This is a genomic window from Microbacterium sp. EF45047, assembly GCF_028472845.1.
Lineage (GTDB): Bacteria > Actinomycetota > Actinomycetes > Actinomycetales > Microbacteriaceae > Microbacterium > Microbacterium neungamense.
This window is the reverse complement of sequence record NZ_CP069429.1, coordinates 1,131,392-1,152,256: the sequence shown is the minus strand read 5'-3', so window position 1 is coordinate 1,152,256 and position 20,865 is coordinate 1,131,392. Positions and strand designations below refer to the sequence as shown.

Below are 20,865 nucleotides of genomic sequence, written 5' to 3'. Positions count from 1 at the left end.
TCAGATGTCGGCGACCTTGCGGCCCTTGTACTCGAGGAAGAGCTCGGTGCCCTGCGAGTCGGTGACGACCTTCGCCTGGTGCGGACGGCTGTAGACGACCTTGCCGTTCTCCACGGTCTTCACGAGCGCGGGGGCCTCGGCCTTCCACTGCGCGCGACGCGAGCGGGTGTTGGAACGGGAGACCTTGCGCTTCGGGGGGTTACCAGCCATGACTAGCTCTCTTCTTTCTCGGCGGCGCGGCCATCTGCCTCGCCGTCCTGGTCTGTGATCTGTCGGAGCGCGCTCCATCGAGGATCGATGGGAGCGGTGCTCTCTGCTCCGGCGCTTCCGGTCAGCTTCTCACCCGTGTTCGGGTCGAGACCCGGGCAGTCCGGCTGACACACCGGCTGAAATGGAAGCGACAACACGATCGCATCCCTGACGAGAGTTTCAAGATCCACGTGGTCGTCTTGAACCTCGAAGTCAGTTTCTTCCTCACCAGGATACGCGAAAAGCTCCTGGAACTCGACTTCGACGGGCGCGGTGATGTCGGTGAGGCAGCGTCCGCACACGCCGACGTAGTCGGAATCGGCGGTTCCGGAGACGAGGATGCCCTCGTGCACCGACTCCAGGCGGACGTCGAGGTCGACGGTCTCCCCCGCCTCGACGGAGACGATGCCCTCACCCCACTGCTCGGCGAGGGTCACCTGGAAGCGGTGCTCGCGCATCTCGCCCGGCTTGCGAACGATGTCGCGGACGGGGAGGACGAAGGGGCCGTTCAGTCGGGATTTCACCCCGCCATGCTACCGGCCTGCACCTGGCAGCGGGCCGTGCCGTCGGCTGCGGCGGTGTCAGAGGCCGCGGGCGCCGGTGTCCAGGAACGCCGCGACCGCGGGCGGCACGAACGGCGAAACGTCACCGCCCAGGGACGCCACCTGGCGCACCAGCGAGCTGGAGACGAGGGCGTGCGCGGGGTCGGGCAGCAGGAACACGGTCTCGATGTCGGCGAGGTGCCGGTTCACGATCGCCATCGGCGACTCGTAGGCGACGTCGACCTGCGAGCGGATGCCCTTGACGAGCACTCCGGCGTTGACGTCGCGGGCGTAGTCGACGAGCAGGCCCATGCTCCACGAGCCGACGATGATGTGCCCCTCCAGGCCGGCATCCGCGATCGACTGCTCCAGCAGGCTGAGCCGCTGCGCGATCGGGAGCATCGCCTGCTTGCCCGGGTTGTGCACGACGAGGACGTGCAGCTCGTCGTACAGCCGGGCGGCACGCCGGATGACATCCAGATGCCCCAGCGTGGGCGGATCGAAGGAGCCAGGGACGACGGCGATCCTGCTGTTCACTGCCACTCCCTCGTTCGCTCGGTGCATCGCATCCCCCCAGCCTAGGACACCGCACCCTCGGCGCCCGCTGAGTGCGGCCCGCGCGCCAGTCCCGGCCGAGCGCTCAGTTCCTGCCGAGCGCTCAGGTCCAGCCGAGCTCAGTTCTTGCCGAGAGCGGCGCGGTCGTCCTCGGTGACGCGGCGCTCGATCGCGTCGCGGAGGCCGGCGTGGCGTTCCAGCGTCGGGTCGGCGGTGAGGATGTCCCGCGCGATGTCGCGGGCCTGCGCGATCAGCCCGGCATCCTTCACCACGCGTAGCAGACGCAGCGACGAGCGCGTGCCGGACTGCGTGGCGCCGAGCACGTCGCCCTCGCCGCGCAGCTGCAGGTCCACCTCCGCGAGCTCGAAGCCGTCCAGGGTGGCGGCGACCGCCTCCACGCGCTCGCGCGCGGGCGTCCCCGCCTCGGCCTCGGTGACGAGGAGGCAGAGTCCCGGCACGGATCCGCGGCCGACGCGGCCGCGCAGCTGATGCAGTTGGGAGACCCCGAAGCGGTCGGCGTCGAGGATGATCATGGTGGAGGCGTTCGGCACGTCGACGCCGACCTCGATCACGGTGGTCGCGATGAGCAGGTCGATGTCCCCGCGAGCGAACGCCTGCATCACGGCATCCTTCTCCTCCGACGCCATCCGCCCGTGCAGCACCGCCCGGCGCACCTGGGACAGCGTGGGATGCGTGCCGAGCGCTTCGTCGAGCTGCACCACTCCCCAGCGGGGGCCTCGGCCCTCCGCATCCGGCGGCGGCGCGTCGTCGGCCTCCACTGTGTCGCGGGCGGTGTCGATCGCCGCGCACACGGCGAACACCTGGCGCCCCTGCGCGATCTCCTCCCCCGCCCGTGCCCACACCCGCTGGAACCAGTTGGGATGGTCCGCGAGCGGGGCGACGTGTGTCTGGATGCCGGCGCGCCCGGCCGGCATCGACCGGATCACGGAAGTGTCCAGGTCGCCGAACACCGTCATGGCGACCGTGCGCGGGATGGGCGTGGCGGTGAGCACCAGCGCATGCGGGCTGGTGCCCTTCGCGCGCAGCGCCTCCCGCTGCTCCACGCCGAAGCGGTGCTGCTCGTCGACGACGACGAGACCGAGGTCGGCGAAGGTCGTGCGGTCGGCGAGCAGCGCGTGCGTGCCGACGACGATGAGCGCCTGGCCGGAGGCGACGCGCAGCGCGGCCCGCCGTCGTTCCGGCGCCGACATCTGGCCGGTGAGCAGCGTCGGCATCAGCTGCGGTGCGAGGTCGGGGCCGAGCATCTTCACGATCGAGCGCAGATGCTGCGCGGCGAGGACCTCCGTCGGCGCGATCAGGGCCGACTGCCCGCCCGACTCGGCCACCTGGAGCATCGCCCGCAGCGCCACGAGCGTCTTGCCGGAGCCGACCTCGCCCTGCACGAGCCGGTTCATGGGGCGGCCGCGGGAGAGGTCCTCGGCGATCTCGGCGCCGACAGCCTGCTGGTCCGGAGTGAGGGTGAACGGCAGCGCGGCGTCGAAGCGCTCCAGCAGTCCGCCGGTGCCGGAGGCGCGGGGAGCGGTCGTCAGCGCGCGGACGCGTTCACGCTGCTGCAGCAGCGCCGCCTGAAGCGTGAGCGCCTCGTGCATCCGCAGCGTGCGCACCGCCGGGTCGATGTCGCCGCGGGTGCGCGGCCGGTGGATGCGCTCGAGCGCCTCCCTCGCGACCAGCAGGCCCTCGCGGGTGCGGACCTCGTCGGGCACCGGGTCGGGCACGTCGCCGAGTCCGTCGAGCGCGCCCGCGACGAAGCTCGCGATCTGCCAGGACTGCACGGCGGAGGTGGCGGGGTAGATCGGGATGGGGATGTTCGCGCGGGCATCCGCGCTGCGCCGCGCGGCATCCTCGTCGTCGAACAGCTCGTACTGCGGATGCGCGAACTGCAGCACGTCGCGGAACATGCCCACCTTGCCGGAGAACACGCCGCGGCGCCCGGGAGCGAGCTGCTTGCTGCGCCACTCCGCCTGGTTCATGTTCTTCGCGAAGAAGGTGAGCGACATCGTGCCGACGCCGTCGCCGATCAGCACGTCGACCATGGCGCCCGGCTTGTTCCGCATCCGCCGCACCGTGGAGGAGAGCACCTCCGCGACGATCGTGACCGTCTCGCCGAGTGGCAGGTCGCGGATGGGCGTGAGCTCCCCCGGGTCGGCGTACCGGCGCGGGTAGTGCGCGAGCAGGTCGCCCACGGTCGTCATCCCGAACGCGCGCTCGAGCGTCTTCGACGGCGCACCCCCGACGGCCTGCGCGAGGGGCGTGTCGAGCTGGAACGGCATGATCCGAGTCTAGAGAGGGGCGCGGACGCCGCCCGCGGCGGGTGCCGCCCGCGACGGGTGCCGTATCGTGAACCGGGTGACCAGGATCATCGCCGGAGCGGCCCGCGGCGTGCGTCTCGACGTCCCCGGCGCCGGCACCCGGCCCACCAGCGACCGCGTGCGCGAATCGCTGTTCGGGGCGCTGGAATCCATGGACGCCGTGCACGGCGCCCGGGTCCTCGACCTGTACGCCGGCACGGGCGCGCTCGGGCTCGAGGCGTGGAGTCGCGGGGCGGCGTCGGTGGATCTCGTGGAGCGCTCCCGCCCTGCCGCGCTCGTCGTCAAGCGCAATGCGGCCGCGGTGGCGAAGTCGATGGGCGTCGGCCGGGCGGCGCAGGTGCATCAGGCCACCGTGCGGGGCTTTCTGCAGCGCGGTCTCGGCGCCTACGACCTCGTGTTCACCGACCCGCCGTACGACCTCGACGACGCCGCCATGACCGGGGACCTGGTCGCCCTCGCGCCGCTGCTGTCTGCGCACGCCGTCGTCGTCATCGAACGGGCCCGGCGTTCCTCCGCGCCGGACGTCGCCGCCGCGGGGCTCGAGATCGTCCGCGAGAAGAGCTACGGCGACACCGCGGTGTGGTGGGCGGTGCCGGTCGCCTGATGACTCGCCGTCGGCGGGTCAGTCCGCGACGGCGTCCCAGTCGCGATAAGGGTCCCAGCCCTGGGCGCCCACGGGTTCGCCGTCGCAGGTCACCCGGTGCGCACCGGCATCCGTCACCACGCCGATGCGGCGGAAGCCGGGAGGCAGGATGTCGCCGGGGAAGGCGGCGAGCAGAGCGTGGTCCTCGCCCCCGGCCAGCGCACGCGCCGGATGCGGGCCGAGGGCGTCGCTCTCCAGAGCGATGGTGACACCGGATGCCGCGGCCATCCGCGACGCGTCGAGGGCGAGTCCGTCCGAGACGTCCATCATCGCGGTCGCGCCGGCGACCGCGGCGACCGGTCCGAGTCCGATCGGCGGCGCGGGGCGCAGCTGCGCCTCGACCGCCCGCCGTTCGGACGGATCCAGCCGGGACGGGTCGACCGGCACGGCCGTCTCGCCGTCGCGGAACCGGCCGAACAGCAGCGACAGTCCGTGGGCGGCGAGCCCCATCTCCCCCGCCACCGCGACGACGTCGCCGGGACGCGCGCCGGCGCGGGTGACGGCCGGCCGTCCGCCGAGGTCGCCGAGCGCGGTCACCGCGATCGTGAGCACGTCCGACACCGTGAGGTCGCCGCCGACGACGGCGCAGCCGGGCGCGAGCGCCGCGCAGCAGTCGCGCAGACCGTCCGCCATGGCCTCGACGAACGACAGGCGGGTATCGCGCGGGACGGCCAGCGCGACCAGCAGACCGGTGGGGACGGCGCCCATCGCGGCGACGTCGGCGAGGTTGACGGCGGCGGCCTTCCAGCCGAGGTCGTATCCGCTCGACCAGGCGAGCCGGAAGTCGGGACCGTGCACGAGGGTGTCGGTCGTGGCGACGACCGAGCCGGAGGGGGCGGCGATCACGGCGGCGTCGTCGCCGGGGCCGAGGATGCTGTGGGCTGCGGGAACGGTGCGCGCGAGGATCGCCCGCAGCACGTCGCCTTCGGAGATCTCGCCGAGGGTCGGGTCGCCGGCGGGTTCGGATGCCATGGTCACAACGGTAGCCTGGATGCATGCTCCGTCGTTTCGCCGCCGTCCTCGGCGTGCTCGCGACGCTCGCCCTGGCCGGATGCTCCAGCACCGTGCACCTCGAGCCCGCGGACGACGCGAACAACCCCGCGTGCGCGGAGGTGACGGTGCGGCTGCCGGAGGTGGTCGCCGGCCAGGAGCGGCGATGGACGGATGCCCAGGCGACCGGCGCCTGGGGTGAGCCGACCGCGGTGATCCTGTCCTGCGGGGTGACCGTGCCCGGACCGACCGCGGAGCTGCAGTGCGTCACGCTGGAGGGCATCGACTGGCTCGTGGACGAGTCGGATTCGCCACGGCTGCGGATGACGAGCTACGGCCGCGACCCGGCGGTGCAGGTGTTTGTCGACACGGAGCGGGTCAGCTCGAACGAGGTGCTGACCAACGCCGGGCTGGTCTCCGCGGTGCGGACGATCCCCGCCGAGCGCTCCTGCATCGCGCCGGACACCCTCCCCGAGGGCTGACCTCCCCCGGACGCTGCGCCTGTCGAAGCGCCCCCACATCAGACGGACGCTGAGCCTGTCGAAGCGTCCGCCCCGCCACTGCGAACGTTCTCCACACTTCTCACCTCAACGCCCTCGCGTCGCTTCGCGTGCGTGAGACTTCTGCGATGGCATGGATGTACATCCTCCGCTGCAGGGACGGCACGTACTACACCGGCAGCACGGCGATCGACGTCGAAGCCCGGGTCTGGGAGCACAACAACGACGAGCGGGCAGCGTCCTACACGCGCAAGCGGCGCCCCGTGACCCTCGCGTACGCGGAGTTCTTCGACAGCGTCGAGGCGGCATTCCGTCGTGAGAAGCAGGTTCAAGGATGGTCGCGAGCGAAGAAGGAGGCGCTCATGGCCGGGCGTGGTGATGAGCTGCCGCAACTCTCACGAACACGGCTGGGTTCGAAGGGGACTGCCGAGGGAACGGCGGACGCTTCGACGAGCTCAGCGTCCGAGCGATGAAGGGGACGCTTCGACAGGCTCAACGACCGGGAGCGGCAACGACGGGGAGCGGGACGGGGTGGGGGTCAGCGGCGGAGGGCGGATTCGATGAGCTCGGTGATGAGGTCGCGGTAGCTGAGGCCGGAGGCGATCCAGCACTTCGGGAACATCGATATCGGGGTGAACCCGGGCATCGTGTTCAGCTCGTTCACCACCAGGTGCCCCTCGGGGGTGAGGAACATGTCGACGCGGGCAAAGCCCTTCCCGTCCACCGCCTCGAACGCGCGGATGCCGGCATCCTGCACCGCCGCGACCTCCGCCTCGGTGAGCGAGGCCGGGCACACCACGTCCACGCCGTCGCCGCCGAGGTACTTGCCCTCGAAGTCGTAGAACCCGCGGGAGCTCAGCACGATCTCGCCCGGGAGCGACGCGCGCACGGCATCCGCCCCCTCCAGCACCGCCACCTCGATCTCGCGACCGGTGATGCCGGTCTCGACGAGCACCTTCTCATCCTCCACGAACGCGACCTCGAGGGCCGCGTCCAGCTCGGACGGGTCGGTCACCTTCGACACGCCGACGCTCGATCCGGCCCGGGCCGGCTTCACGAACAGCGGCATGCCGAGCGCCTCGATCTCGGCGCGCAGCGCGGCGGCATCCCGCTCCCACGCCCGGCGTCGCACCGTCACCCAGGGGGCGACCTCGATGCCGGCGGCCTGCAGCGCGACCTTCATGAAGTGCTTGTCCATGCACAGCGCGGAATCGAGCACGCCGCCGCCGGCGTACGGCACCTCGAGGGTGTCGAAGAAGCCCTGGATGGTGCCGTCCTCGCCGTGCGTGCCATGCAGGATCGGCAGCACCACGTCGACCTCGCCGAGGTCGACGGTCGAGCCGTCCGGAGCGGCGACGCGCAGCATCCGATCCCCGCCGGGCTCAGGCCACCGCACCCGCGTGCCGTTGTCGACGACCTCGGGCAGCTTGGCGGCGTCGAGGGCGAACTTCGCGGGGTCGTCCTCCTCGAGGACGAAGGCGCCCTCCCGGGTGATCCCGACCGGGATCACCGCATAGCGGTCACGATCGATCGCGGCCAGCACCCCGCCCGCCGTTGCGGAACTGATCGAGTGCTCGCTGGAACGCCCGCCGAAGAGCACCACCACCGTCTGTCTGTCCAAGATTGGTCCTCTCCCCCTGCGGGGTGTCGTCGTCCGTCGTCAGGTGCGGAGCGATGTCGCGCGGGTTCATGGTGCCGTCCAGCACCATCTTCACCTGCTCGACGATGGGCATGTACACGTCCGACTCCCGCGCCAGCTGCAGCACCGGCGCGACCGAGGCCAGTCCCTCCGCGGTCTGCTCCATCTGCTTGACCACGTCGTGGAAGCTGTACCCCTGGCCGAGCAGCCGGCCGGCGGTGTTGTTGCGGCTCAGCGGCGACTGGCAGGTGGCGATGAGGTCGCCGAGGCCGGCCAGGCCCTGCAGGGTCTCCGGGTGCGCGCCGTTGGCGACCGCGAAGTCCGTCATCTCCACCAGTCCGCGGGTGATGATCGACGCCTTCGTGTTCTCGCCGTAGCCGACGCCGTCGACGATGCCGATCGCCACCGCGATCAGGTTCTTCAGCACCCCGCCGAACTCGGTGCCGATTACGTCGGTGTTCACGAAGGAGCGGAAGTACGAGTTGCGGGCGGTGCGCGCGACGGCATCCGCCGTCTCCTGGCTGCGCGAGGCGATCACCGCCGCCGTGGGCTGCTCGCGGGCGATCTCCAGGGCGAGGTTGGGTCCGGATGCCACCGCGATGCGCATCGGATCGCAGCGCAGCTCCTGCTCGATCACCTGGCTCATCCGCAGCCCGGTGGTGCGCTCGACGCCCTTCATCAGGCTCACGATCGGATAGTCGGTGCCCTCCAGCAGCGGCCGCAGCGCCTTCAGGTTCTCCCGCAGCGACTGGCTGGGCACCGACAGGTACACCTGCTCGGCGCCGTCGAGGGCGCGGGCGAGCTCGTGGGTCGCGGCCATGGTGCGCGGCAGGTTGATGCCGGGCAGGTACTTCGAGTTGCGCTTGGCCTCGGCGATCTCGTGCGCGAGCTCCGGACGCCGGGCCCACATCGTCACCTGGGCGCCCCCGTCGGCGAGGATCTTGCCGAACGTCGTTCCCCAGCTGCCGGCCCCGATGACCGCGACCCGCGGTCCCGCCGGGGTGCTGTGTCGTCTAGGAGTCAAGGCGTCCGGTCTCCTTCTGGCCGTGATCGGTCGGGTTCCAGCGCTCCGGGGGCGCCTTCTCGCCGCGTGCCTGCTCGAGCAGGGCGGTGATGGCTTCCATCAGACGACGGGTGGCCTCGGCGAGGGCGGCCTGGTCGCCGGCCTTGCCCTGCAGGTCGCTGAGGTCGATCGGGTCGCCGACGATGACCTGCACCGGCTTGCGCGGCGGCCACAGGCTGATCCCCTTCTGGTACCGGCCCATGATCCGCTGGGTGCCCCACTGCGCCATCGGGATGAGCGGGATGCCGCCGGCCAGCGCCAGCCGCACCGCCCCCGACTTGCCGCGCATGGGCCACAGGTCGGGGTCGCGGGTGAGCGTACCCTCGGGGTAGACGATGACGCCGCGGCCGTGCGCGACGAGCTCCCGGGACTGCGCCATCGTCTGCTTGGCGGCCGAGGCGGATGAGGCCCGCGCCACGGGCACCATGCCGGTGCGGCGCAGGATCCAGCCCACGACCGGGATGCGGAACAGGCTGTCCTTCGCCATGAAGCGCGGCAGCCGCTTCATCCGCCACACCGCGACGGCCACGATGAGCGGGTCGAACTCGGTGTAGTGGTTGGGGGCGAGAACGAACGCGCCCTCGCGGGGCAGCTTCTCCGCGCCGACGATCCTGATCCTGGCCAGGTAGGAGATGATCGGGATGACGACCACCGCCAGCGGCCAGAAGAGAGAGGGCCGGCTCCGTTCCGAGGCAGCCATCAGATCACCGGACGACGTCGAAGTCGGCGCCGAGCGCCTGGAGCTTGTCGAGGAACTTCTCGTAGCCGCGGCTGAGGATGTCCACCCCCGACACCTGCGACTCGCCCTTCGCGGTCAGAGCCGCGATCACGTGGCTGTACCCGCCGCGCAGGTCCGGCACGACGATGTCGGCCGCGTGCAGCGGGGTGGGGCCGGTGATCACGGCCGCCTGCTCGAGCTCGCGGCGCGGCACGCGGCGAGGACCGTCCTGCAGGCCGTGCGGGTGCACGACGATGTCGGCGCCCATCTTCACCAGCGCCTGCGTGAAGCCGAACCGGTTCTCGTAGACGGTCTCGTGCACGATGGAGCGGCCCGCCGCCTGCGTGAGCGCCACGATGAGCGGCTGCTGCCAGTCGGTCATGAACCCGGGGTGCACGTCGGTCTCGACGACGACCGGCTTCAGCTCGCCCTCACGGCGGAAGAGGATGCCGTCCTCCTTCACGTCGAACCAGCCGCCGGCCTTGCGGAACACGTTCAGGAAGGTCAGCATCTCCTGCTGGCGGGCGCCGCCGACGAAGATCTCGCCGTCGGTCGCCAGCGCGGCGCACGCCCAGGACGCGGCCTCGTTGCGGTCGAAGATGCAGCGGTGGTCGTAGCCGCGCAGGTGCTCCACACCCTCGATGAGGATGACCCGGTTCGGCTCGTAGGAGATGATCGCGCCCATCTTCTGCAGCACGCCGATCAGGTCCATGATCTCGGGCTCGATGGCCGCGTTGCGCAGCTCGGTGACGCCCTTGGCGCGCACGGCGGTGAGCAGCACCTGCTCGGTGGCGCCCACACTCGGGTACGGCAGGTGGATGTTCGCCCCCTTGAGCCCGTCCGGGGCGGAGAGGCGGATGCCGCTGGGCAGCTTCTCCACGATCGCGCCGAACTTGCGCAGCGCGTCGAGGTGGAAGTCGATGGGGCGGTCGCCGATCCGGCATCCGCCCAGGTCGGGGATGAACGCCTGGCCGAGACGGTGCAGCAGCGGGCCGCAGAACAGGATCGGGATCCGGGATGCCCCCGCGTGCGCGTCGATCTCCTCCATGTGCGCCGACTCGACGTCGCTCGGGTCGAGCACGAGCGAGCCGGGCTCGGTGCCCTCGCTCACGGTGACGCCGTGCACCTCGAGCAGCGAGCGCACCACGGCGACGTCGCTGATGTCCGGCACATCGCGCAGGACGCTGGTGGTCTCCCCCAGCAGCGAGGCGACCATCGCCTTCGTGGCGAGGTTCTTCGCGCCCTTGATCTCCACGCGGCCCCGCAGCGGACGGCCGCCGCGGATGGCGAGGACGGAACCGGCGGGAACCGAGATCTCCTCGGGGACGGCGTCGCGCACGGGTGTCGTCATTCGGGCCTCTTCCTCGTCTGCATTCGCGGCGGTCGCCGCGTCGTCTGCGTGGTTCACGGCGGATGCCGCTGGGGCTCGTGACCCCCGGCCCACACCGTCTCCCGGCCTAGCGGACGGGAAGCGTGCGTGGCCGCCACGATTCGCGGCGGGCCTCGAACTGAGCGATCTTGTCTTCGTTGCGCAGCGTGAGCCCGATGTCATCGAGCCCCTCGAGGAGCCGCCACCTAGTGTAATCGTCGATGCCGATGGCGACCTGGAAGTCGCCGATCGTGGCCGTCCGCGCCTCGAGGTCGACGGTGATCGTGCGACCGGGCTCCTGGTCGATCAGCGCCCAGATGCGCTCGATCTCCTCCTCCGAGACGGTCGCGGCCAGCAGTCCCTGCTTGCCGGAGTTGCCGCGGAAGATGTCCGCGAAGCGGGGGCTCAGCACGACGCGGAACCCGTAGTCGCGCAGCGCCCACACGGCGTGCTCGCGGCTGGATCCGGTGCCGAAGTCGGGGCCGGCGACGAGCACGCTGGCGCCCCGGAACGGCTCCTGGTTCAGCACGAAGTCGGGGTCCTGCCGCCAGGCGTGGAACAGCGCGTCCTCGAAGCCGGTCTTGGTGACGCGCTTGAGGAAGACGGCGGGGATGATCTGGTCGGTGTCGACGTTCGACCGCCTCAGCGGCGCGGCGATGCCGGTGTGCGTGGTGAACTTCTCCATGATCAGGCTCCCACCTTCTCGGTCGACGTCGCGGACGCTTCGGCGGGCTCAGCGTCCGCAGGGTCGAGGTCGCTCGGGCTGGAGAGCGTGCCGCGCACGGCGGTGGCGGCGGCGACCAGCGGCGACACCAGATGCGTCCGGCCGCCCTTGCCCTGGCGGCCCTCGAAGTTGCGGTTCGAGGTCGACGCGCAGCGCTCCCCCGGCGCGAGCTGGTCCGGGTTCATGCCCAGGCACATCGAGCATCCGGCGAAGCGCCACTCGGCGCCGAAGTCGGTGACGATCTTGTCGATGCCCTCGGCCTCCGCCTGCAGGCGCACCCGCGCGGAGCCGGGCACGACCATGACGCGGACGCCCTCGGCCTTCTTGCGGCCCTTGATGATCGACGCGAAGGCGCGCAGGTCCTCGATCCGGCTGTTCGTGCAGGAGCCCATGAAGACGGCATCCACGGCGACGTCCTTCAGCGGCGTGCCCGGCTTCAGGTCCATGTACTCGAGGGCGCGCTCGGCGGCGGCGCGCTCGCTGGCATCCGTGAAATCGGCCGGGTGCGGCACGGAGCCCGACAGCGACGTGCCCTGACCCGGGTTGGTGCCCCACGTCACGAACGGCTCGAGCTCGTTCGCGTCGATGAAGACCTCGGCGTCGAACACGGCGCCCTCGTCGGTGGGCAGCGTCCGCCAGTAGGCGACGGCATCCTCCCAGTCCTGGCCCTGCGGCGCGTGCGGGCGTCCCTTCAGGTATTCGAACGTGGTCTCGTCGGGCGCCACCATGCCGGCGCGGGCGCCGGCCTCGATCGACATGTTGCAGATGGTCATGCGGCCCTCCATGGAGAGCGCGCGGATCGCGCTGCCGCGGTACTCGAGCACGTAGCCCTGGCCGCCGCCGGTGCCGATCTTCGCGATCACCGCGAGGATGATGTCCTTCGCGGTCACGCCCGGCTTCAGCTCGCCCTCGACGTTGATCGCCATCGTCTTGAACGGCTTCAGCGGCAGCGTCTGGGTGGCCATGACGTGCTCGACCTCGCTGGTGCCGATGCCGAACGCCATCGCGCCGAAGGCGCCGTGCGTGGAGGTGTGCGAGTCGCCGCACACCACCGTGATGCCGGGCATGGTGAGCCCCAGCTGCGGGCCGACGACGTGCACGATGCCCTGCTCGGCATCCCCCAGCGAATGCAGGCGCACGCCGAACTCGGCGGCGTTGCGCCGCAGCGTCTCGATCTGGGTGCGGCTGGTCGGGTCGGCGATCGGCTTGTCGATCGCGAGCGTGGGGGTGTTGTGGTCCTCGGTCGCGATCGTGAGGTCGAGGCGACGGATGCCGCGCCCCTCGGCGCGCAGGCCGTCGAAGGCCTGCGGGCTGGTGACCTCGTGCACCAGGTGCAGGTCGATGTAGATCAGGTCGGGCTCGCCGTTCTCGCCCTTCACGACGAGGTGGTCGTCCCAGACCTTTTCCGCCAGCGTGCGCTTGGTGGCCTTCTCGGCGGGGGTGTGCGGTCGCGCCTGCGTGGTCATGCGGTCTGTTCCTTCTGGCTCGGTGTGTCGGCCCGCAACGGACTCCGCGACGAGGAAGGCCTTAGATCGAGGTCTCGCCGCGGCCGCTAAGAAGGAGAACCACCCGCCGCATAGCGGTCAGTTTACACCGCTGCGACGGTGGTCCTCCTCAGGTTGCGGACGCCTCAGTGCTCGAGCGCCTCGGCCTTCTTCGCCCGCCGCTCGCGCGACGAGGCGATCAGGCTCGCCGCGGTGGCGACGAGCATCGACGTGAGGATCACGCCGAGGGAGACCATGTTGTTGATGTCGGGCACCCACTCGACGTGGTGGCCGCCGTTGATGAACGGCAGCTCGTTCACGTGCAGCGCGTGCAGGATGAGCTTCACGCCGATGAAGCCCAGGATGACGGCGATGCCGTAGTGCAGGTAGCGCAGCCGGTCGAGCAGGTCCCCGAGCAGGAAGTAGAGCTGGCGCAGGCCCATCAGGGCGAAGATGTTCGCGGTGAAGACGAGGAACCCGTTCGTGGTGATCTCGAAGATCGCCGGGATCGAGTCGATCGCGAACATCAGGTCGGTGATGCCGATGGTGATGAACACGATGATCATCGGCGTCCACATCCGCTTGCCGTCGACCGTGGTGCGCAGGCGCGCACCGTCGTAGCCGTCGCTGATCTCGATGCGGCGGCGCAGCACGCGCACGATGAAGGTCTCGCGCTTGACCTCGTCCTCGTGGTGCTCCTCCTCGGGCATCGCCTGACGGATCGCCGTCCAGATCAGGAACGCGCCGAAGATGTAGAAGATCGGCGAGAAGCTCTCGATCACGGCGACGCCGACCAGGATGAACAGTCCGCGCAGCACGAGGGCGATGATGATGCCGACCATCAGCACCTGCTGCTGCAGCCGGCGCGGCACCGCGAACTGCGCCATGATCAGCACGAACACGAAGAGGTTGTCGATGGAGAGGCTGTACTCCAGCGCCCAGCCGGTGATGAAGTCGCCGGCGTGGCTCCAGCCGCCGATCGTGCCGAGGAGGACGGCGAACAGCATCGCGAGGGCGACGTAGAAGACCACCCACAGCGTGGACTCGCGGGTGGAGGGGATGTGCGGACGCAGCTTGATCAGCAGCAGGTCGGCGATGAGGACGATCGTGAGCACGACCATCGAGGTGATCTCGAACCAGACGGGGATTGCCAAGGGCGCACGGCCTTTCGATGAGGGGTCGGTAACGGGCCGAAAGTCTCTCCCCCGCCGATGACGGCACGCGTCCGGAGCGACGACGATGTGCTCGTGATGACGAACGCGCGAACCGGGATACTCCCTCTCGCGGAACTCATCGTACCGGACCCGGATGCGGGTCTGAGACGATGAGACCTCCTTCGACACTCTCAGGCGAGAGAGACCGATCGGAGCATGATGCCGGAGCGCAGCGACGACCAGGAGTGGGCGGCGAGGGCCGCGGCGGGAGACCAGCAGGCCTTCCGGGCGATCTACCGCGCCCACATCCGCCCCGTGTACTGGATCGCGTACGGCGTGCTGGGGTCGGCGGCGGATGCCGAGGACATCGCCCAGGAGACGTTCGTCGTCGCCTGGCGCAAGCTCCCCGGCCTGCAGCTGGCGGGGACGTCGCTGCTGCCCTGGCTGGCGACGATCTGCCGGTTCCAGGCCGCGAACCGGCTGCGGCTGCTGCAGCGCGACCGCGCGCACACGGCGGATGCGGTGGGTGAGACCGTCGCCGACGTCGTGAACGTCGAGGACCAGGTGATCTCCGCCGAGCTCGCCGAGCGGATCACGGAGGAGGTCGGGTCGCTGAGCGAGCTCGACCGCGCCGTGTTCCGGCTGTGCGCGGTCGAGGGCTACGCCTACCGGGCGGCCGCCGACGAGCTCGGCGTGAGCCACGCCGCGGTCCGGAACCGTCTCTCCCGGGTGCGCACGCATCTGCGCGGCGCCGTCAAGGAAGTGAGAGACGCATGAGCGAGAACGCGGTCGAGCTCCCTCCCCTGAGCGAGGAGAGCATCGAGCGGATCGAGAGGCGCGTGTTCGCCGAGATCGAGTCGGAGCGGCCGCCGCCGCGGCGCGGCGCACGCCGGCGCGCGCGGGCGGTCTGGACGGGACTCGGCATCGCCGCGGCGTTCGCGGTGGGGGTCGCGGTGACGCCGCCGCTGCTGTCCGCGGTGTCCCCCGCATCCGACGACGCCGCCTCCACGTACGGCGCCGAGGGCGGCTCCTCCGGCGGCGCCGCGGACTCGGCGACGACGGATGCCGGGCAGGGCGAGTCCGCCACGGCGCCGGAGGGCGTCACCGGGCTGTCCGGCGGGTCCGCGCAGTCGGACCGCTCCGCCGCGACGGACGAGGGCGGCGAGGGGCGGGAGATCATCGCCGCCGGTCAGCTCTCGCTGGAGGTGCGCGACATCCCCGCCGCCGTCGACGGCGTGGAGGCGGTCGCGGAGGAGCACGGCGGGTACGTCGAGGCGACGGATGTCGGCGGCGCGCCGACGGCGTACGACGCGACCGTGCCGTCGCCGGTGCCGCCGGACGGGGAGTACGGCTGGGTCACCATCCGGGTGCCCTCCGCCGATCTCACCGCCGTGATGGACGAGCTCGGCGAGATCGGGGACGTGGTGCGCTCCTCGGTGTCACGGCAGGACGTGACCTCGACCGCCGTGGATCTGCGGGCGCGCGTGGAGGCGACCCGGGCGTCCGTGCAGCGGCTCACCGAGCTGATGGCGAGGTCGGCGACGGTCGCGGAGCTCATCGAAGCCGAGGTGGCGCTGACGGATCGGCAGGCGCAGCTGGAGTCGTACGAGCAGGAGCTGAAGAACCTCGAGGAGCAGGTGGCGATGTCGTCGGTGCGCGTCGAGCTGAGCGAGAGGACCGCGGCGGAGACCGCCGACCCGGCGGGCTTCGCGGACGGGCTGCTGGCCGGGTGGAACGGGCTGGTGGCGTCGCTGAACGCGGTCGTGATCGCCGTCGGCTTCGCCCTTCCGTGGCTGGCCGTGGCCGGCGTCGTCTTCCTCGTGGTGTGGCTGATCCGCCGGGGACGACGGCGCGCGCGAGCGATGGACGAGGCGCAGAACCCCTGACCCCCGCTGCGGATAGCCGTCGCGGCCGGTGATGTAAACCCCCTCGGCGCGCCGCGCACCGGCGGGCTAGCGTCCGGGGCATGGACACGCTCGACTTCCGGCCGCGGACGGCCATCGTCACCGCATCCGACTCCGGCATCGGCGCCGCCACCGCCCTCGCTCTCGCCGATGCCGGCATGGACGTCGGCATCACCTGGCATTCCGACGAGGAGGGCGCGCAGCGCACCGCCGCCGGGGTGCGGGAGCGCGGCCGCAAGGCCGTGGTGACGAGGTTCGACGCCACCGACCTCGACACGGTGCCGGGGGTGGTGAACCGGCTGGCCGACGAGCTGGGCGGTCTGGACGTCTTCGTGAACAACGCGGGCGGCAGCCCCCAGCACCCGTTCCTGGAGACCACGGTGCAGGAGTGGCGGGACATCCTCGCGCTGAACCTCGACGGCGCCTTCGTCGGCATGCAGGCCGCCGCCCGGCGCATGGTCGAGGCCGGCCACGGCGGGCGGATCGTCGCCGTCACCAGCGTGCACGCGCATCAGCCGCGGATCGGGCTCACCGCGTACACGACCGCCAAGCACGGCCTGTCCGGCCTGATCGAGACGATGGCGCAGGAGCTCGGCCAGTTCGGCATCACAGCGAACGCCGTCGCCCCGGGCGAGATCGCGACGCCGATCAACAGGATGGAGTCCGAGGACGCCGAACGGACGCACCGGCCCGGTGTGCCGCTCGGGCGCCCCGGCAAGCCGGAGGAGGTGGCCGCCGTCATCGCGTTCCTGGCGTCCCCCGGCGCCAGCTACGTCACTGGCGCGAACTGGACGGTCGACGGCGGGATGCTGCAGATGGGACCGCAGGCGGGATCGCATCTCCCGGACGATGAATGGCGGAAGGGCTGAGCTGCGGGAATGAGCACCGCGCCGGGAACGACGAAAGCCCTCGGAGATCCGAGGGCTTTCGTCGTGTTGTGACCCCAGCGGGATTCGAACCCGCGTTACCGCCGTGAGAGGGCGGCGTACTAGGCCGCTATACGATGGGGCCGTCCGGCCGATTTCTCAGGCCGTCCTTGCAACCGTTCAAGTATGACATGACGATTCGGCGCGCTCCAAATCGAGCCGGGCCGCATCGCGATCACGGGCGTGTCGCGCCGGATGACGGGTTGCCCGGATGCCCCGCCGGCGGTTGACTGCTCTCATGCGCGTCACGAAGTACGAACATGCCGCCCTCCGCATCGAACGCGCCGGGGATGTGCTGCTGATCGACCCGGGGTCCTTCACCACTCCCCTGGACGACCTCGGCGGCGTGGCCGCGGTGGTGATCACGCACGAGCATCCGGACCACTGGACACCCGGGCACCTCGACCGCGTGCTCCGCGAGGCGCCGGATGCGGTGGTCTTCGCGCCGCAGAGCGTCGCCGACCTCGCCGCGGAGCACCCCATCACCGTCGTCTCCCCCGGCGACCTCGTCGCCGCCGGCCCCTTCACGCTGCGGTTCTTCGGCGGGGAGCACCAGATCATCCACTCCAGCCTGCCGCGCATCCCGAACGTCGGCGTCCTCGTCGACGACGAGCTGTACTACCCCGGCGACTCCTACGCGGTCCCCGAGGGTGTCGAGGTGGGCACGCTCGCCGCTCCCCTGGGCGCCCCGTGGCTGCGGATCGGCGACGCCATGGACTTCGTCCTGGCCGTCCGGCCGCGACGGGCGTTCGGCACGCACGACATGACGCTGTCCGCGATCGGCAAGGAGATGCACCGGCAGCGCCTGCGGTGGGCGACCGAGCAGGGCGGCGGGGAGTTCTTCGAGCTGGAGCCCGGCGACTCCCTCACCATCTGATGCCGGACTCTCCGGCATCCGAGGTCACCGTCGGCGAGGCGGACGTCCGCCGCCTGCTCCGGCGGAGCGCACCGCACCTTGCGGAGCTCCCGCTGCAGCGTGCCGCCGAGGGCTGGGACAACAGCATGTGGCGGCTGGGCGCGGACCTGGCGGTGCGGATGCCGCGCCGCCAGGCCGCCGCGCGGCTCATCGCGCACGAGCAGCAGGCGCTGCCCGCCCTCGCCCGGGCGCTGGCGCCCACGGGCGTCCGCGTTCCCGAGCCGCTGCTCGTCGGCGCGCCGGACGGCCGGTACCCGTGGAACTGGTCCATCGTGCCGTGGCTGCCCGGTCTGCCGGCGATCGAGACGGCGCGCGCGGATCGGACCGCCTGGGCGGCGCAGCTCGCGCGGGCGCTCCGGCATCTGCATCGGCCGGCACCGGCGGATGCCCCCGCGAACCCGGTGCGGGGCGTGCCGCTCGCGCGGCGCGACGGCGCCATCCGCGCGCGACTGGACGGGATCGGTCCGGGTCGCGTGGCCGAGTTCCTCCGCGCTGCGTGGGATGCCGGACTCGCGGCACCAGCGGCCACGGAACGGGTGTGGATCCACGGCGACCTGCATCCCGGGAACCTGCTCGTCGAGGACGGCTGGCTGCGGGCGATCATCGACTTCGGCGACGTCACCGCGGGCGATCCCGCCTACGACCTCGCCGGCATGTGGCCCGCGTTCGACGCCGACGGCCGGCGAGCCTTCCGGACGGCGATCGGCGACCGGTACGACGCCGCCACCTGGACGCGGGCGCGCGCGTGGGCCGCGGCCCTGGCCGCGATCCTGCTGCACGCGAGCGACGATCTGCCGGCGTTCCGTGCGCTGGGCGAGAGCACCGCCGCCGAGCTCATGGCCGATCACTGACCCCGGCGGGGAACACCGGGCGATCGCCCCGGGTCACCGGCCGGATCCGGTCAGGCGGGCTGGGACGCCCGTACGCGGAGGTCGCGGGCGAGATGGTCGCGCTGCTCGAGGACGAGGCGGCGCAGGGCGGCGGGCGCGTCCTCGTTCTCCGCCAGCCACGCGTCCACGGGATCGAGCGTGTCGCCGGCGGGGAACAGGCCCACCACCAGCCGCTGCGCGATCTCGATGCTGCGCTCCGCCCAGGCCGAGCGGATGCGGCGGAAGTACTCCTCGTCGAAGCCTGCGACCAGGTCCCGCCGGCCGCCGGCGCGGAATCCGGCGATCGTGGCGTCGAGGTGGTCGTTGCTGAGCGATCGGTCCTCCCACGCCGCCCGCCAGGCCTCGGCGCGCACGGCGGGGTCCGGCCGGGAGGCGAGCGCGCGGACGAACCATTCTTTTGCAATCGTGGGCGCCGTGAGGATCCAACCCCCCCGCACCGTCGGGCAGGTGATAAACGCCGTCCCCACGAGAGAACACGGGTGCGACGTCCACATGCCCGCCTGTCTTGTAGAAGACGCGATTTGCCTGCCCTCGCGTGCCCACCTGCTGGATCAGCGTCCCACTGTAGGCGTCGCGAATCCTGTAGATGAACGCATGAGAATTATTCCAGTACTTATCCGGCTCTTCACGAACGAGGGTGTAGTCGGTTGTGCGCGTCGGTGGCCGGGTAGGGGTCGAGGTCTCCCGGATGATGGAAGTTCTTCACGCTCGCCATCCCGAAAGACCTCGACGTGCTCCACCCTACTTTCGCGACCCCTGACCTGACCACGTTCTGCCGCCTCGACGAGCTCGGCCTCGTCGCCGTCGGCCAGCTGATCGAGCCGGATCGGGCCGCGATCGAATGCCGCGTCGTCGAGGACGACCCGTGGTGTCGGAAGTGCGGTGTCGAGGGCGTGCCGCGGGGCACGGTCACGCGTCGACTGGCGCACGAGCCGTTCGGGCACCGGCCGATGACCCTGCTGGTGCGGGTGCGCCGGTACCGGTGCGGACACTGCCGGCGCACGTGGCGGCAGGACATGACGCGGGCAGCGGCGCCGCGTGCGAAGATCTCCCGCGGCGGCCTGGAGTGGGCGCTGCGGGGCATCGTCATCGACCACCTCACCGTCACCCGCGTCGCCGCAGGTCTCGGGGTGTCCTGGAGTGCCGCGAACGCCGCCGTCCTCGCGGAAGGCAAGCGGCGCCTGATCGACGACCCCGCCCGGTTCGACGGGGTCACCACGATCGGTGTCGACGAGCACGTCTGGCGACACACGAGGCTGGGCGACAAGTACGTCACCGTGATCATCGACCTCACGCCCGCGAGGAACAAGACCGGGCCGGCGAGGCTGCTGGACATGGTCGAGGGCCGCTCCAAGGCGGTGTTCAAGCAGTGGCTCGCCGCCCGCCCTGCGGACTGGGCGAAGCGGATCGAGGTGGTCGCGATGGACGGCTTCGCCGGGTTCAAGACCGCTGCCGCCGCGGAACTCCCCGACGCCGTCCCCGTCATGGACCCGTTCCACGTGGTCCGCCTCGCCGGCGACGCGCTGGATGTCTGCCGGCGTCGGGTCCAGCAAGACACCACCGGTCACCGCGGGCTCAAGGGCGACCCGCTCTACAAAGCCCGCCGCACCCTGCACACCGGGGCGAGCCTGCTCACCGACCGGCAGCGGGCACGCCTGGACGCAGTGTTCGCGAGCGAGGAGCACGTCGAGGTCGAGGCGACCTGGGGCATCTACCAGCGCATCGTCGCGGCCTACCGGGAGCCCGACAAGAAGAAAGCGAAGGCGATGATGCAGGAGGTGATCGCTGCGATCAGCAGCGGCGTTCCCGCGGCGCTCGTCGAGGTCCGCAAGCTCGGCCGGACCATGAAGCAGCGGGCGGGCGACATCCTCGCGTTCTTCGACCGCCCCGGCACCAGCAACGGCCCGACCGAGGCCATCAACGGGCGGCTCGAACACCTCCGCGGCTCCGCCCTCGGCTTCCGCAACCTCACCCACTACATCGCTCGGTCGCTGCTCGAACCCGGAGGGTTCAGACCCGCGCTACACCCTCGTTCGTGAAGAGCCGGGTATCTCGACTCGCGTGCCACGTACAGCTGAGTGAGTCTCATCGCCTGACTGGCCGCGTTACTTATGGCCGAATTGATCGCGCGCTGTTGAATGCCGTTGTAGGAGACAATGGTAACCACCGCAAGGATCGCGATAACGACGATGACGATCAGTAGCTCCACAATGGTGAAGCCTTGAAAATGGGATATGATTCTGTTTCGAGAGCCATACATATATGCGCC

The 20,865-nt window shown here is 71.0% G+C and carries 23 protein-coding genes and 1 tRNA gene; 9 read left to right on the top strand and 15 right to left on the bottom strand.

Annotated elements, in window-relative coordinates; translation table 11 throughout:
- The 4 genes from rpmF to JRG78_RS05495 form a co-directional block, all read right to left on the bottom strand.
- Nucleotides 1-210, bottom strand: coding sequence for a 50S ribosomal protein L32 (rpmF, locus tag JRG78_RS05510; protein ID WP_040165203.1), 210 nt, complete (start codon nt 208-210; stop codon nt 1-3).
- 2 nt (nt 211-212) lie between these two features.
- Nucleotides 213-761 carry a YceD family protein gene (locus JRG78_RS05505; RefSeq protein ID WP_259608131.1) on the bottom strand — a complete coding sequence of 183 codons (549 nt, stop codon included), beginning with the start codon at nt 759-761 and terminating at the stop codon, nt 213-215.
- A 69-nt stretch (nt 762-830) separates the two neighbouring features.
- Nucleotides 831-1,328 carry a pantetheine-phosphate adenylyltransferase gene (gene coaD / locus JRG78_RS05500; protein ID WP_259608004.1) on the bottom strand — a complete coding sequence of 166 codons (498 nt, stop codon included), beginning with the start codon at nt 1,326-1,328 and terminating at the stop codon, nt 831-833.
- 137 nt (nt 1,329-1,465) lie between these two features.
- Nucleotides 1,466-3,637 carry an ATP-dependent DNA helicase RecG gene (locus tag JRG78_RS05495; protein WP_259608003.1) on the bottom strand — a complete coding sequence of 724 codons (2,172 nt, stop codon included), beginning with the start codon at nt 3,635-3,637 and terminating at the stop codon, nt 1,466-1,468.
- A gap of 76 nt (nt 3,638-3,713) precedes the next feature.
- On the opposite strand from JRG78_RS05495, the gene rsmD reads away from it, so the two are divergent.
- Nucleotides 3,714-4,280 carry a 16S rRNA (guanine(966)-N(2))-methyltransferase RsmD gene (gene rsmD, locus JRG78_RS05490; RefSeq protein WP_259608002.1) on the top strand — a complete coding sequence of 189 codons (567 nt, stop codon included), beginning with the start codon at nt 3,714-3,716 and terminating at the stop codon, nt 4,278-4,280.
- Between the two features lie 18 nt (nt 4,281-4,298).
- Here rsmD and thiL read toward each other — a convergent pair whose 3' ends face one another.
- Nucleotides 4,299-5,291, bottom strand: coding sequence for a thiamine-phosphate kinase (gene thiL, locus JRG78_RS05485; protein ID WP_259608001.1), 993 nt, complete (start codon nt 5,289-5,291; stop codon nt 4,299-4,301).
- A gap of 23 nt (nt 5,292-5,314) precedes the next feature.
- Between thiL and JRG78_RS05480 the strand changes: the two genes are divergently transcribed.
- Together JRG78_RS05480 and JRG78_RS05475 are read left to right on the top strand one after the other, a co-directional pair.
- Entirely contained in the window at nt 5,315-5,791 is a 477-nt protein-coding gene (locus tag JRG78_RS05480) for a DUF3515 domain-containing protein (protein WP_259608000.1), read from the top strand.
- 146 nt (nt 5,792-5,937) lie between these two features.
- Complete coding sequence (locus JRG78_RS05475) at nt 5,938-6,282, top strand: GIY-YIG nuclease family protein (RefSeq protein ID WP_272653732.1); 345 nt, start codon at nt 5,938-5,940, stop codon at nt 6,280-6,282.
- Between the two features lie 65 nt (nt 6,283-6,347).
- On the opposite strand, the gene JRG78_RS05470 is transcribed toward JRG78_RS05475, so the two are convergent.
- From JRG78_RS05470 to JRG78_RS05440, 7 genes are all read right to left on the bottom strand, one after another.
- A complete protein-coding gene (locus JRG78_RS05470; protein ID WP_272653731.1) occupies nt 6,348-7,430 on the bottom strand; it encodes a D-alanine--D-alanine ligase family protein in 1,083 nt (360 codons plus the stop codon).
- Complete coding sequence (locus JRG78_RS05465; RefSeq protein ID WP_259607997.1) at nt 7,330-8,472, bottom strand: NAD(P)H-dependent glycerol-3-phosphate dehydrogenase; 1,143 nt, start codon at nt 8,470-8,472, stop codon at nt 7,330-7,332. Before JRG78_RS05465 ends, JRG78_RS05470 begins: the two co-directional genes overlap by 101 nt.
- Complete coding sequence (locus JRG78_RS05460; RefSeq protein ID WP_259607996.1) at nt 8,462-9,211, bottom strand: lysophospholipid acyltransferase family protein; 750 nt, start codon at nt 9,209-9,211, stop codon at nt 8,462-8,464. The genes JRG78_RS05465 and JRG78_RS05460 overlap by 11 nt, the downstream gene beginning before the upstream one ends.
- A 4-nt stretch (nt 9,212-9,215) precedes the next feature.
- A complete protein-coding gene (gene murA, locus JRG78_RS05455) occupies nt 9,216-10,580 on the bottom strand; it encodes a UDP-N-acetylglucosamine 1-carboxyvinyltransferase (RefSeq protein ID WP_259607995.1) in 1,365 nt (454 codons plus the stop codon).
- A 106-nt stretch (nt 10,581-10,686) separates the two neighbouring features.
- Nucleotides 10,687-11,283 (bottom strand): 3-isopropylmalate dehydratase small subunit, encoded by a 597-nt coding sequence (gene leuD / locus JRG78_RS05450; RefSeq protein WP_272653730.1) that lies wholly within the window; start codon nt 11,281-11,283, stop codon nt 10,687-10,689.
- Nucleotides 11,284-11,285: 2 nt separating this feature from the next.
- Nucleotides 11,286-12,788, bottom strand: coding sequence for a 3-isopropylmalate dehydratase large subunit (gene leuC / locus JRG78_RS05445; RefSeq protein ID WP_259607993.1), 1,503 nt, complete (start codon nt 12,786-12,788; stop codon nt 11,286-11,288).
- 164 nt (nt 12,789-12,952) lie between these two features.
- Complete coding sequence (locus tag JRG78_RS05440; RefSeq protein ID WP_259607992.1) at nt 12,953-13,960, bottom strand: TerC/Alx family metal homeostasis membrane protein; 1,008 nt, start codon at nt 13,958-13,960, stop codon at nt 12,953-12,955.
- A gap of 216 nt (nt 13,961-14,176) precedes the next feature.
- Here JRG78_RS05440 and JRG78_RS05435 point away from each other — a divergent pair, with 216 nt between their 5' ends.
- From JRG78_RS05435 to JRG78_RS05425, 3 genes are all read left to right on the top strand, one after another.
- Complete coding sequence (locus JRG78_RS05435) at nt 14,177-14,737, top strand: RNA polymerase sigma factor (RefSeq protein WP_442927355.1); 561 nt, start codon at nt 14,177-14,179, stop codon at nt 14,735-14,737.
- Nucleotides 14,734-15,846, top strand: coding sequence for a DUF4349 domain-containing protein (locus JRG78_RS05430; protein WP_272653729.1), 1,113 nt, complete (start codon nt 14,734-14,736; stop codon nt 15,844-15,846). The genes JRG78_RS05435 and JRG78_RS05430 overlap by 4 nt, the downstream gene beginning before the upstream one ends.
- 80 nt (nt 15,847-15,926) lie before the next feature.
- Nucleotides 15,927-16,733, top strand: coding sequence for an SDR family oxidoreductase (locus JRG78_RS05425; protein WP_259607990.1), 807 nt, complete (start codon nt 15,927-15,929; stop codon nt 16,731-16,733).
- 69 nt (nt 16,734-16,802) lie between these two features.
- Here the strand turns inward: JRG78_RS05425 and JRG78_RS05420 are convergent.
- Nucleotides 16,803-16,875 (bottom strand) — tRNA-Glu (locus JRG78_RS05420).
- 153 nt (nt 16,876-17,028) lie between these two features.
- On the opposite strand from JRG78_RS05420, the gene JRG78_RS05415 reads away from it, so the two are divergent.
- Together JRG78_RS05415 and JRG78_RS05410 are read left to right on the top strand one after the other, a co-directional pair.
- Nucleotides 17,029-17,667 (top strand): MBL fold metallo-hydrolase, encoded by a 639-nt coding sequence (locus JRG78_RS05415; RefSeq protein WP_259607989.1) that lies wholly within the window; start codon nt 17,029-17,031, stop codon nt 17,665-17,667.
- Complete coding sequence (locus tag JRG78_RS05410) at nt 17,667-18,557, top strand: phosphotransferase (RefSeq protein WP_259607988.1); 891 nt, start codon at nt 17,667-17,669, stop codon at nt 18,555-18,557. Before JRG78_RS05415 ends, JRG78_RS05410 begins: the two co-directional genes overlap by 1 nt.
- Before the next feature lie 50 nt (nt 18,558-18,607).
- Here JRG78_RS05410 and JRG78_RS05405 read toward each other — a convergent pair whose 3' ends face one another.
- Entirely contained in the window at nt 18,608-19,090 is a 483-nt protein-coding gene (locus tag JRG78_RS05405; RefSeq protein ID WP_259607987.1) for an ERAP1-like C-terminal domain-containing protein, read from the bottom strand.
- A gap of 237 nt (nt 19,091-19,327) precedes the next feature.
- Between JRG78_RS05405 and JRG78_RS05400 the strand changes: the two genes are divergently transcribed.
- Nucleotides 19,328-20,635 (top strand): ISL3 family transposase, encoded by a 1,308-nt coding sequence (locus tag JRG78_RS05400; RefSeq protein ID WP_259607986.1) that lies wholly within the window; start codon nt 19,328-19,330, stop codon nt 20,633-20,635.
- On the opposite strand, the gene JRG78_RS12690 is transcribed toward JRG78_RS05400, so the two are convergent.
- Nucleotides 20,572-20,856 carry a type IV pilin protein gene (locus JRG78_RS12690; protein WP_432806449.1) on the bottom strand — a complete coding sequence of 95 codons (285 nt, stop codon included), beginning with the start codon at nt 20,854-20,856 and terminating at the stop codon, nt 20,572-20,574. The two genes, JRG78_RS05400 and JRG78_RS12690, sit on opposite strands and share 64 nt — an antisense overlap.
- Nucleotides 20,857-20,865 lie beyond the last annotated feature (9 nt).